We start from the raw sequence: 10,517 nt of genomic DNA on the forward strand, positions 1-10,517 counted from the left end.
TCCGCATTCCCTGGCGTTCTACGTGGACGTCGTCACCACCGGCACCGTGCTCGGCCTGGGCCCCGCGGATTCTCCCGAGCACGTCGCCGAGGTCCTGGGACCGGACTTCGCCGAGGGCACCTTCGGTGACCACAGCATGTGCCGTGGCTACGGCTTCGTCGAGTTCTTCTGGGACCGCGCTTCCGCCGACCACCCCTGGTCGGGCCACCACTTCACCCTGCAGGTGCGCCGGCTCGCGTACCGGGACCGCACCGACGTCCACGACGTGCTTCGTGCCCGGTACGGACGATTCACTCCCCGGCTTCGGTTCGAAAAGCTGCAACGTCTGCTGGCACGGCGCGGCGTCCCCCTGTTGGAGATCCCGGAGATCCCGACGTTCGCCCCGGCTTTCCGTACTTTCTGGCAGCCCGATTCCCGTGTGGCCGTCTCCGTCATAGGCACCTACGACGAGTACAGCACCCCGGACAATCTGCGGGTCGGCGACGTGTACAGCGTCCGGGCACCGATGGCTGCCGAGGAGGTGGGGTGGCGGAGGGCCCAGGTCGGGTAGTGCAGGGACGGGCGGGGGCTTGCCAAGGCGTGGGGAGCCGGCCCGCCGAAGAAGACGAAGGCCGAACGGCAGGTCCACCTCGACCGCCCACGGGTACGTGTACCCACCACGCCCCAGGCCTCACGGGCGGTGTTCTCCGGCACAGCCAACCAGGAGCGCCCGGCCCGGCGGTACGGCACAATCGTCCTCACGAACGCTGCCCCGAGGCAGCCCAAGCGCAACTGAGGAATCGGTGACCGACAACCAGGGAACGGGCCCGTCAGACCCGCTGCGCATCAAGTACTCCACCACCGACGGCATCCGCGTGGTGACCCTGCACGGCGAAATCGATCACCACGTCAAGGACGCTTTGAGCGAGGCACTGCTGCCCCTGGACGCCACCGACGGCGGAGGAGGAGGGCATCGGATCGTGGCGGACCTCAGCGGCGTGACGTTCCTGGACTCCAGCGGCATCAACGCCCTCCTCCAGGTTCACCAGCGCGCCGACGCCGCCCAGGGATGGCTGCGTCTGGCCGCGGCACAGGAACCGGTGATGCGCGTCCTCCAACTCGTCGGACTGGACACCGTCCTCTCCTTCCACAGCACCGTCGAGCAGGCTCTGGACGCCTGACCCTCCCGCCCTCCCGCCCTCCCGCCGGCGAACTCAGAGTTCCCCTGTGCTCTGCAGGCCGCGCGGTGCACCGTCCGGGTCACCGTGATGACGCTGCGCGGAAAACCTGGGCAGCCTCAGCTGAGGCATCGGAGGCTTGTGCAGCTGCGGCGGCCCGTCAGTTCAAGGGGCCCTCCTCCGCCCTGGCAACGCACGCATAACCGCTCTGAACTGGCCATTCACCCCAGCCCTTCCGTGAGGCGGAAGTGGTCTTGCGGCCCGGTGAAGCCCTCCCGGACGATGCCACCACCACCAGAGACGGGAGCCGCCCCATGCCGCACACCACCGCCTTCGCCAGGAACCAGTGGTACGTCGCCGCCTACAGCCACGAGGTGGGGCGTGACCTGCTCGGCCGGACGATCCTCGGTGAGCCGATCGTCTTCTACCGCACCGAGGACGAGGGGACGCCCGTTGCCCTGCACGACCGCTGTGTGCACCGCCGTTACCCGCTCTCCGAGAGCGGACTCGACGGCGACCGGATCGTGTGTGGATACCACGGCTTCACCTACGACACGACGGGTACCTGCGTGTACGTGCCCGGGCAGAAACGCGTGCCGCGCACCGCCCGTGTCGCCTCGTACCCGGTGGTCGAGCAGGACACCCTGATCTGGGTGTGGATCGGAGACCCGGCCCTCGCCGACGCCGACACCATTCCGCGGGCCAAGCACCTCGACTCCCCCGGCTGGGTCACCGTCAAGGGCATGGAACCGATCGACTCCGACTACGGACTGCTCGTCGACAACCTGCTCGACCTCTCCCACGAGACATATCTGCACGGCGGGTACATCGGCACCCCGGAGGTCGCCGAGACGCCGATCACCACGGAGGTCGACGAGGGCGCGGGCATCGTGCGGGTGAGCCGGCGCATGGACGACGCCGAGTGCCCGCCGTTCTACGCCAGGTCGACCGGCATCGCCGGGCGGATCACGCGCTGGCAGGACATCGAGTACCACGCGCCGTGCCTGTATCTGCTGCACAGCCGGATCGCGCCGGTGGGTGTCCTGCCCGAGGCCGACGGCAGTGACCCGAACGGTTTCCACACCGAGATCACGTACGCCATCACGCCGTCGGCCGACGGCAAGGTGTACGACTTCTGGATGGTCTCGCGCGACTGGGCCACGGACGACGAGGTCACGGAGTTCCTGCGCGCCAACAACCACACCGTGGTCATGCAGGACGTCGACGCGCTCAACCTGCTGCAGCGGACGCTGGGTTCGGAACGGTCCGGGTACCAGGAGCTGAGCATCAACATCGACACCGGCGGTCTCGCCGCCCGACGTATCCTCGCCCGACTGGTCGAGGAGGGCGACAAGCCCGTGGAGAAGGTCCTGTGAGCAGCCCCACGGGCGAGATCTACCGCATCGACTGGCTGCCGGGCACGGACATCCTGCACGGCACCTGTCACTGCGGCCGCGAACACAGCTCGCAGGACCCGATCGAGATGTGGGAGTGGATGCTCTCCCATCCGCAAGGACACGAACCGCAGGCACAGCAGCCGCGGGCAGACCAGCCGCAAGGAAACAGCTCATGAGCGTGTACGAAACCGAACTCGTCGTCGAGCGGCGCGAGCCGGCCGCCGACGGCGTCCTCGCGCTCACCCTTCGGCATCCGCTGGGTGAGGAGCTGCCGGGCTGGGAGCCGGGCGCCCATGTCGACGTCGTGCTCGGGCCCGGACTGGAGCGGCAGTACTCGTTGTGCGGCGATCCCGCCGACCGGTCGGCGTGGCGGATCGCGGTGCTGCGTGAGCCGGACGGACGCGGTGGATCAGCGTATGTGCACGGGCAGTTGGGGCTCGGCGACAAGGTTCGGGTACGGGGGCCCCGGAACCACTTCGCCCTCAAGCCGGCGCCCCGCTACCGCTTCGTCGCAGGCGGGATCGGCATCACGCCGATCCTGCCGATGCTCGCCGCCGCCGAGGCCGCCGGCGCCGAGTGGACGCTGCTGTACGGCGGGCGCACCCGCAACTCCATGGCGTTCACCGAGGAGTTGGGACGGTACGGGGACAAGGTCACGTTCGCCCCGCAGGACGAGACCGGGCTTCTGGACCTCGACTCGGAGATCGGGCAACTGGCGGAAGGCACCCTTGTCTACTGCTGCGGTCCCGGGGCCCTCCTCGACGCGGTGGAGTCGGTCTGCCCGGCCGGTGCGCTGCACATCGAGCGGTTCGCGCCCAAGGCCCGACAGGGCGGTGTGGACAGTGAGTTCGAAGTCGTTCTGCGGCGCAGCGGCCGTACGCTGACCGTGCCCGTGGACGTGTCCGTGCTGGACACCGTGCGCGGCGCCGGGGTCGAGGTGCTCTACTCGTGCACCGAGGGCACCTGCGGCACCTGTGAGACGGACGTTCTCGAAGGCGCCCCCGACCACCGGGACTCGGTGCTCTCGGACGAGGAGCGGGAGGCCGGCGAGACGATGCTCATCTGTGTGTCCCGGTGCCGTGGTCCGCGGCTCGTCCTCGACCTGTAGCCATCGCCAGGTCGGCCTCGATCCGGGCGACCGTGGCCAGCAGATGGGGCAGCAGGTCCCGGCGTACCGACTCCACGGAGTTGCGGCCGGCGTGCACGGGGATGTTCACGCCGGCCACCACCTCTCCGTCCCGGTCCCGCACCGGGGCGGCGACCGAGCGCAGCCCCTCCTCCAGTTCCTGGTCTACGACGGCGTACCCCTGCCGCCGTACCCGCTGAAGTTCCGTGCGCAGTACGGCCGTCGAGGTGATCGTGCGGTCGGTCAGCGGGCTCAGGTCGGCGCGGGCGAGGCGGGCGTCGAGCTCCTCCTCGGACAGATGCGCGAGGATCACCCGGCCCACCGACGTGACATGGGCCGGGAAGCGGGTGCCGACGGTGATGGCAGCGGTCATGATGCGGCGGGTGGGGACCCGGGACACGTACACGATGTCGTCGCCGTCCAGGACGCACAGTGAGGACGACTCCCTTACCTGCGCGACGAGTTGCTCCAGATGCGGTTCCGCGATCTGCGGCAGCGTGAAGGCGGCGAGGTACGCGTAGCCGAGTTCCAGCACGCGTGGGGTGAGCCGGAAGAGCCGGCCGTCGTTGTGGACGTATCCGAGGTCGGCGAGGGTGAGCAGGAAGCGGCGGGCGGCGGCGCGGGTCAGTTCGCAGGCTCGGGCGACCTCGCTGAGCGTCAGCGCCGGGTGTTCGGTGTCGAAGGCGCGGATGACGGCCAGGCCGCGTTCGAAGGAGCGGACGAAGTGCGGGGCGCGGGCGGCAGCCGACATCGCAGCCTCCAGGGGGACGTACGAGCGTGCGCTGTGCGCACGCTATGAGTGCGCGTCTCGCACTGTCAACGACCAGGAACGGCAAAGGCATTGACCCTGCTCGCATGGGGCCATACGTTCCCGCTGAGCACGTCTGTGCTGTCTGCGCACAGTCCCCCACCACCTGGCACAGCCTGGCACAACCTGTCGGAGCACCTGGATCGGTCCCACAGGAGGACCCTTGCGTCGTCTGTTCACCGGCCTCACGGCCGCCACGCTCCTGGTCACCGCGACGGCCTGCGGTTCGTCGGACGGTTCCGGTTCTTCGGACGGCACCACGCCGTCCGGCGGCACCACCACCCTCAAGGTCGGCATCATCCCCATCGTCGATGTCGCGCCTCTCTACCTCGGTCAGCAGAAGGGCTTCTTCAGCGAGCGCGGGCTCAAGCTGTCCCTGACCCTCGCGCAGGGCGGCGCGGCGATCGTGCCGGGTGTCGTCAGCGGCCAGTTCCAGTTCGGCTTCAGCAACGTCACGTCCCTGATGATCGCCCAGTCGAACAACGTGCCCGTCAAGGCCGTCGCCAACGGCATCGCGTCGACCGGTGTGGAAGGCGAGGACTTCAGCGCCCTCACCGTGAAGAAGGACAGCCCGATCAAGTCGGCGAAGGACCTTGAGGGCAAGAAGGTCGCCGTCAACACCCTGAAGAACATCAACGAGACCTCGGTGCGCGAGGCCGTACGCAAGGCGGGCGGCGACCCCGACAAGGTGGACTTCGTCGAGCTGGCCTTCGACCAGATGCCCGCCGCCCTCGACGGCGGGCAGATCGACGCGGCCCAGGTCGTCGAGCCGGCCCTCGCGACCGTCAAGAGCCAGGGCGGCGTCGAGATAGCCTGGCCACTGGTGGACGTCGCACCAAACTGCACCGTCGCGATGTACTTCACCTCGACCCAGTACGCCCAGCAGAACCCGGAGTTGGTGAGGAAGTTCCAGGCGGCCACCGCCGAGTCCCTCGCCTACGCCGACGCCCACCCGGGCGAGGCCCGCGAGATCGTCACGACGTACACCAAGATCCCGGCGGACGTGCTGGCGAAGGTGACCCTGCCGAAGTGGCCGGCCGAGGCGAACCGTGCCTCGATCGAGGCACTGGCGAAGCTGGGCGAAACCGACGGGCTCTTCAAGCAGACCCCCGACCTGGACACGCTGCTGCCGTGAGGGGGACGAAGGCCTTGCTCGGCGCCACCGGGCTCGCGGTGCTCCTCGCCCTGGGCGAGGCGGTGCCGCGGCTCGGTCTCGTCAAGGAGGCTTACTTCCCGCCCGTCGCCCGGATCGCCGGCGCCCTCGGCGACAAGCTGTCCGAGGACACGTGCTGGACGGCGCTCGGCGACACGCTCACCGGCTGCGCCAGGCACTGTCCATCGCCATCATCCTGATGGTCATCAGCGAGATGTTCGCCGCCGGCAACAGGCTCGGTTTCGCCATCATGCAGTTCCAACGCGGCTTCGCGGTATTGGACATGTGGACCGGCATCCTCGTCCTGGGTCTGCTCGGCTTCGTCCTCTCCGCCATCTTCCGGCTGGTCGAGCGGCGCGCGCTCGGCCGGTACCACGGTCTGCGCGCCTCGGCCCGGCGGTCGCAATGAACTCAGAGAACGTGAAAGGGCGGTCCATGGACGCGCTTCTCGATGTATCCGGCCTGAACAAGGTCTACGAGGGCGCCGGGCGCCGGGTCGAGGCGGTGCGGGACCTCACCTTCACCGTCGAGGCGGGTGAACTCGTGTGTCTGGTCGGGCCGTCGGGGTGCGGCAAGACGACGCTGCTGAAGTGCATGGGCGGGCTGCTGACGCCGACGGCGGGCCAAGTGACGCTCGCGGGGCGTCCGGTGAGCGGTCCGCCGCCCGGGATGGCGGTCGTCTTCCAGGAGTACGGCCGCAGCCTGTTCCCCTGGATGCGGGTCACCGACAACGTGGAACTACCGCTCAGAAAGAAGGACTTGACCAAGTCCAGGCGCCGCGAACTGGTCGCGGACGCGCTGCGCTCCGTCGGACTCGAGGACGCCACCGGAGCGTATCCGTGGCAGCTGTCCGGTGGGATGCAGCAGCGGGTCGCGATCGCCCGCGCGCTCGCGTACGAGCCGGACGTGCTGCTGATGGACGAGCCGTTCGCGGCGGTCGACGCACAGACGCGCGCCGATCTGGAGGATCTCGTACGGGGGCTGTGGCGGGAGCGCGGGATCACGATCCTGTTCGTCACGCACGACATCGACGAGGCCGTGTATCTGGGTGAGCGGGTGATCGTCCTGTCCGCGTCCCCGACCGTCGTCAGGGAGCAGCTGGAGATCGATCTCCCGGACGAGCGCGACCAGTTGCACACCCGGGTGGACCCGCGCTTCGCCGAACTGCGCACGCGTGTGTACGAGCAGATCCAGGCGGCCAAGCGCGGAACACCGGCACTCGGCCCGTCGGACAGGATCGAGAAATCGGACAGGTCCGAGGACAGGGCGCAGGGCAGGTCCTGAACCCGGGGTGGGCGGTGGCCCCGGCGCCGTCGGCGACCTGAACGCCGACGGTTCCGGGGCCAGGTCCCGTCTCACGCCTCCGGGGCCGGCACCACGCTCAGGTGGCTCGCCGAGCGCCGCGGGATGCGCGGTCCGCGCGGGGCGTCCGCCGGGCGCCGCGTCTCGCGGAGCACCAGCGTCAGCCTCGTATAGCCCATGTTCTCAAGGCTCCTGGGGGTCTCGCCCACGACGCGGCACTCGGTGTTGCCCCAGCGCGGGTCGGGGTGCAGCAGCGGGCGCACGGCCCCGTCGTGCTGGACGGCCTCCGCGCCGACCGCCCGGATCCAGTGCGGCAGGCCCTGCCGGTAGGCGGCCTCCATGATCGGGTCCTGCGCGATGTCCCGGCGGATGGACTGCAGGCCGCGGTCCTGGGCGTCCCGTTCCACGGCGGCGGCGAAGTGCGCGAGCATCGGCAGGCACCAGCTCGACTCGTGCTCGCCGAGAACCGTACCGGCGTCCGGGTGGAAGAGGACGAAGCGGAGGAAGTTGTCGCCCGGCATGGCCGTGGGATGCGGGCCGACGGCGCGGAAAAGTGTCTCGAACGCGGTGTTGGAGAGGACCACGTCCCACCGCTGGTCGAGGACGACGGACGGAAAGGTCACGGCCTCCAGGAGCGTGGCGTAGTCCCGCAGATACGCCTGGGCCTCGGGACTCTCGGGGACGGGCCGCTGCGCCGGCCGCTGCCCACCTGCCTGAAATGCCATCGGGAGGTCACCCCTCTTGCCTATGCGGCCTTCTCGCGGCGCCCTGATCCTGGTGCCCCGGCACGAGTCGTGTCAACTATCGTGGCATTTCATGCCTGTTGACGGCTGAATCTGGCCACAGATGTGGCGAGAGCTGGATGTGAGTTCGAACAACCCGCTACTCTCTCCGGGCAGTTCACGGCGACTGACGAAGACGCCGAAGACGTACACGAGAACGCAGAAGACGTAGGAGACCTGTCGGTGACGGATGGCTACGAGGTTCCGGGCGCCACGGCGACGGTTCTGCTGTCCGCCGTCGTGGCCCGTGTCACAGCTCTCGCGGACCGGCTCGGCGTGGCGCACGCCGAGGTCTTCCACACCGGGCGGCTCTCCGCCGCGTCGGGCGTCCCGGAGAGCGTCGTCAAGGCCCTGCTGAGCGGACAGAGCGCCGGCGAACCCGATCTCCAGGCCCGTTTCCTGCAACGGCTCGGTCTGCTGCGCCGCACCCGGCTCAAGCCGAACGGCCGCAAGTACACGCAGCAGGAGATCGCCGACGGCGCCGGTATGTCGCGCCAGCAGGCGGGCGCCCTCATCAACGGCGACCGGCGCCCCACCATGGAGCACTGCGACGCCATCCAGCGCTTCTTCAGAGTGCACGCCGGGTTCCTCACCGCGGAGGATCCCGAGGCGCTCGCGGGCGCCCTCCAGCGCTCCGAACAAGAGCTTCTCCAGCAGCTCGCCGACCGTGAGCGCAAGGCGGCGGCAGCCGCAGGCGACCCACTGGAGCGGCTGCTGCAGGACCATGGCGTCCGCGGAATCGCCTGGCGGGCCGCGCAACTGCCCTCCGACCAGCACCGCGACAAGGTCGCCGAATGGCTGGACATGCTTCTGGAGAGTGTCAAGCGGCCGGAGTCGTGATCCGAGGGATGACTGTGAACATCGGAAAGGAAATGCGCCGCCTGTGCGGCGAGCTGGTGACCGAGCTGAGGCTCCCGGCACCGGCGGAACCAGCCGACCTCTATGCCGCGCTGTGCGATGCGATGAGCAGGCGCCGCGGCCGACCCGTGGTGTTCCGCGCGGCCCCCTTCCCGCCCGGCACGGCCAGCGGGCTGTGGCTCGACATGGCCGAGCAGGACCTCATCGTGGTCGAGGAACGCACCGCGCCCGACCACCAGTTGGTGATCCTGGGCCATGAACTGTGGCATATGCAGGCCGGGCACTGCGGCCATCATGTCGAGGGCGCCGCGGTCGCCGCCCGGCTGCTCAGCGACACCGCGGACCTCCAGGCCACGGTCCGCAAGGTCGCCGCCCGCACCCGGTCCGACCTCGCGGACGAGCAGGAGGCGGAGAGCTTCGGCCTGCTGTTGGCCAGCAAGTGCCGTACGTGGCTTGCCGGTTCGGCGCTGCGCAGGCCCGCACAGCGCGACCAGCTCGCAGGCCGGATCGAGGCCTCCCTCGGCTATCGCGGGCCGCAGAGCTGAGACGGCGCCCGGCGTGAACGACTCCAGCTACTACGTGCCGTCCGCCGCGATGGTGATCGTCCTCCTCCTCAAGGGCCGGACGGTGCTGCGCGCCTGGCGCGACCCGCTGCAGCGGTCGGTGTACGCCCTGCTCCTGCTCTCCGTGCTGGTGTTCCTCTTCGCGGCCCCGCCGACCATCGCCTGGGTCAACCGCGTCACCTCGGTGCCGAACATCTCGGCGCCGCTCGTGTACTGCCTGCTGAGCGCCTTCAGCGCGTCCTGCCTGGTGCTGATCATCAACTGGCGCGGCGGTCCGCCCGAGGCCACCCGTCGCGCCTCGCGCCGCTGGATCGCCGGCTACGCGGTGGTGATCGTGGCGACGGCCGCCCTGTTCGTCCTCGGGGACGCGCCGGAGCAGCGCCTGCGCGACTTCGACACGCACTACGCCAACACGCCGTTCATCCGCGAGATGATCGTGCTGTACCTCGTCGCGCTGACGGTCGCGAACATCGCGATGAACATGATGTGCTGGCCGTGGGCGCTCCAGGTACACGGCTGGCTGCGGGTCGGGCTGCTCGTCATCGTGGCCGGATTCTTCTGCAACATCGCCTTCGCGGCCGCCAAGCTGACGGCGGTCGCGGCCCGCTGGAACGGCGGGAACCTCGACCATCTGAGCACGTACGTCGCCCCCGCGATGGCCGCCGCCGCGGAGATCGTCACCGCGGCCGGCTTCTGCATCCCGCTGGCCTTCCAGCGGGTCGAGGACGTGTGGAGCACCTGGTCGACGTACCGCCGCCTCAGCCCGCTGTGGCGGGAGCTCGCCCCGCTGTCGGACCACGGCGACCGCACGGTCCGGATCGCCTGGTGGTCACCGGCCGAACTCCAGGTCACACAACGGGAGTCCGACATCCACGACGGCATGCTCAGCCTGTACCCGTACTTCGACCCGGACGTCCGCACCCGGGCCTACGACGCGGCCCGCACCGCGGGCTCCTCCCCCGACGCCGCCCGGGCCGAGGCGGACGCGGCCATGGTGACGGCGGCCCTGCGGGCCCGGGCTGCGGACCCGGAGGGCAGGGTCATCAGCACGGCGGCCGAGAGCGCCGGCCCCCCGTCGGCAGCCGAGGGCCCGCGTGACCTGGTGGGTATGTCCCTCGCCCTGCGCAGATCACCGGTGGTGGCGGAGATACGGGAGGGAAGGGGCTTCTAGGGGCGCGGGCTGTGTCGATCCGCGGTTCCCGCATGAGCGCGACCAGCACAACGACCCGCTACCGGACCACTGCCAGTGCCGCGCCAGGCGGCGTTCGCCCCGTCGCGACGCCCGGCACGCTCCCCCACGGCCTTGAAGGCGTGGGAGGTGCCCCCACTCGCCGCACCGGCCGGAAGCCCAGGTACGTCCAGTACGAGGGC

12 protein-coding genes and 2 pseudogenes are annotated in these 10,517 nt (G+C 69.8%); 12 read left to right on the forward strand and 2 right to left on the reverse strand.

Annotation, left to right across the window (positions count from 1 at the left end; all coding sequences use genetic code 11):
* From RB628_RS37640 to RB628_RS37660, 5 genes are all read left to right on the forward strand, one after another.
* On the forward strand, nucleotides 1-550 hold a 550-nt coding region (locus RB628_RS37640; protein WP_318325144.1), incomplete at its 5' end, for a hypothetical protein.
* Between the two features lie 232 nt (nucleotides 551-782).
* On the forward strand, nucleotides 783-1,160 hold the full coding sequence (locus RB628_RS37645; protein ID WP_318325145.1) for an STAS domain-containing protein: 378 nt from the start codon (nucleotides 783-785) through the stop codon (nucleotides 1,158-1,160).
* A 311-nt stretch (nucleotides 1,161-1,471) separates the two neighbouring features.
* The gene (locus RB628_RS37650; RefSeq protein ID WP_318325146.1) at nucleotides 1,472-2,533 is read left to right on the forward strand and encodes an aromatic ring-hydroxylating dioxygenase subunit alpha; all 1,062 of its coding nucleotides are present in this window, start codon (nucleotides 1,472-1,474) and stop codon (nucleotides 2,531-2,533) included.
* The gene (locus RB628_RS37655; RefSeq protein ID WP_318325147.1) at nucleotides 2,530-2,730 is read left to right on the forward strand and encodes a hypothetical protein; all 201 of its coding nucleotides are present in this window, start codon (nucleotides 2,530-2,532) and stop codon (nucleotides 2,728-2,730) included. The genes RB628_RS37650 and RB628_RS37655 overlap by 4 nt, the downstream gene beginning before the upstream one ends.
* The gene (locus tag RB628_RS37660; protein WP_318325148.1) at nucleotides 2,727-3,662 is read left to right on the forward strand and encodes a PDR/VanB family oxidoreductase; all 936 of its coding nucleotides are present in this window, start codon (nucleotides 2,727-2,729) and stop codon (nucleotides 3,660-3,662) included. The genes RB628_RS37655 and RB628_RS37660 overlap by 4 nt, the downstream gene beginning before the upstream one ends.
* On the opposite strand, the gene RB628_RS37665 is transcribed toward RB628_RS37660, so the two are convergent.
* Nucleotides 3,613-4,431 carry an IclR family transcriptional regulator C-terminal domain-containing protein gene (locus RB628_RS37665; RefSeq protein WP_318325149.1) on the reverse strand — a complete coding sequence of 273 codons (819 nt, stop codon included), beginning with the start codon at nucleotides 4,429-4,431 and terminating at the stop codon, nucleotides 3,613-3,615. The genes RB628_RS37660 and RB628_RS37665 overlap by 50 nt on opposite strands.
* A 220-nt stretch (nucleotides 4,432-4,651) precedes the next feature.
* On the opposite strand from RB628_RS37665, the gene RB628_RS37670 reads away from it, so the two are divergent.
* The 4 genes and pseudogenes from RB628_RS37670 (at nucleotide 4,652) to RB628_RS37685 (ending at nucleotide 6,925) form a co-directional block, all read left to right on the forward strand.
* Complete coding sequence (locus RB628_RS37670) at nucleotides 4,652-5,623, forward strand: ABC transporter substrate-binding protein (protein ID WP_318325150.1); 972 nt, start codon at nucleotides 4,652-4,654, stop codon at nucleotides 5,621-5,623.
* Nucleotides 5,620-5,814: pseudogene (locus RB628_RS37675) on the forward strand (ABC transporter permease); the annotation flags it as partial. The gene RB628_RS37670 and the pseudogene RB628_RS37675, both read left to right, overlap by 4 nt.
* Nucleotides 5,808-6,050: pseudogene (locus RB628_RS37680) on the forward strand (ABC transporter permease); the annotation flags it as partial. The pseudogenes RB628_RS37675 and RB628_RS37680, both read left to right, overlap by 7 nt.
* A gap of 26 nt (nucleotides 6,051-6,076) precedes the next feature.
* Complete coding sequence (locus RB628_RS37685) at nucleotides 6,077-6,925, forward strand: ABC transporter ATP-binding protein (protein WP_318325152.1); 849 nt, start codon at nucleotides 6,077-6,079, stop codon at nucleotides 6,923-6,925.
* A 71-nt stretch (nucleotides 6,926-6,996) separates the two neighbouring features.
* Here the strand turns inward: RB628_RS37685 and RB628_RS37690 are convergent, their stop codons facing one another.
* Nucleotides 6,997-7,668 (reverse strand): hypothetical protein, encoded by a 672-nt coding sequence (locus tag RB628_RS37690; RefSeq protein ID WP_318325153.1) that lies wholly within the window; start codon nucleotides 7,666-7,668, stop codon nucleotides 6,997-6,999.
* 240 nt (nucleotides 7,669-7,908) lie between these two features.
* Between RB628_RS37690 and RB628_RS37695 the strand changes: the two genes are divergently transcribed.
* The 3 genes from RB628_RS37695 to RB628_RS37705 are packed head-to-tail and all read left to right on the forward strand — an operon-like array spanning nucleotide 7,909 to nucleotide 10,317.
* Nucleotides 7,909-8,565, forward strand: coding sequence for a helix-turn-helix transcriptional regulator (locus RB628_RS37695; RefSeq protein ID WP_318325154.1), 657 nt, complete (start codon nucleotides 7,909-7,911; stop codon nucleotides 8,563-8,565).
* A 32-nt stretch (nucleotides 8,566-8,597) separates the two neighbouring features.
* Nucleotides 8,598-9,128: a toxin-antitoxin system, toxin component gene (locus tag RB628_RS37700; RefSeq protein ID WP_318325156.1), complete on the forward strand. Its 531-nt coding sequence runs from the start codon at nucleotides 8,598-8,600 to the stop codon at nucleotides 9,126-9,128.
* Nucleotides 9,129-9,141: 13 nt separating this feature from the next.
* On the forward strand, nucleotides 9,142-10,317 hold the full coding sequence (locus RB628_RS37705; RefSeq protein ID WP_318325155.1) for an MAB_1171c family putative transporter: 1,176 nt from the start codon (nucleotides 9,142-9,144) through the stop codon (nucleotides 10,315-10,317).
* Nucleotides 10,318-10,517 lie beyond the last annotated feature (200 nt).

The sequence above is a fragment of the Streptomyces sp. ADMS genome (assembly GCF_033441795.1).
In the GTDB taxonomy this organism is placed as follows: domain Bacteria; phylum Actinomycetota; class Actinomycetes; order Streptomycetales; family Streptomycetaceae; genus Streptomyces.

Excerpts from the sequence above, each read along its gene's own strand:
- RB628_RS37685 (WP_318325152.1), top strand. The coding sequence starts at position 6,077 with ATGGACGCGCTTCTCGATGTATCCGGCCTGAACAAGGTCTACGAGGGC.
- RB628_RS37690 (WP_318325153.1), bottom strand. The coding sequence starts at position 7,668 with ATGGCATTTCAGGCAGGTGGGCAGCGGCCGGCGCAGCGGCCCGTCCCC.
- RB628_RS37660 (WP_318325148.1), top strand. The coding sequence starts at position 2,727 with ATGAGCGTGTACGAAACCGAACTCGTCGTCGAGCGGCGCGAGCCGGCC.
- RB628_RS37700 (WP_318325156.1), top strand. The coding sequence starts at position 8,598 with ATGCGCCGCCTGTGCGGCGAGCTGGTGACCGAGCTGAGGCTCCCGGCA.
- RB628_RS37665 (WP_318325149.1), bottom strand. The coding sequence starts at position 4,431 with ATGTCGGCTGCCGCCCGCGCCCCGCACTTCGTCCGCTCCTTCGAACGC.
- RB628_RS37650 (WP_318325146.1), top strand. The coding sequence starts at position 1,472 with ATGCCGCACACCACCGCCTTCGCCAGGAACCAGTGGTACGTCGCCGCC.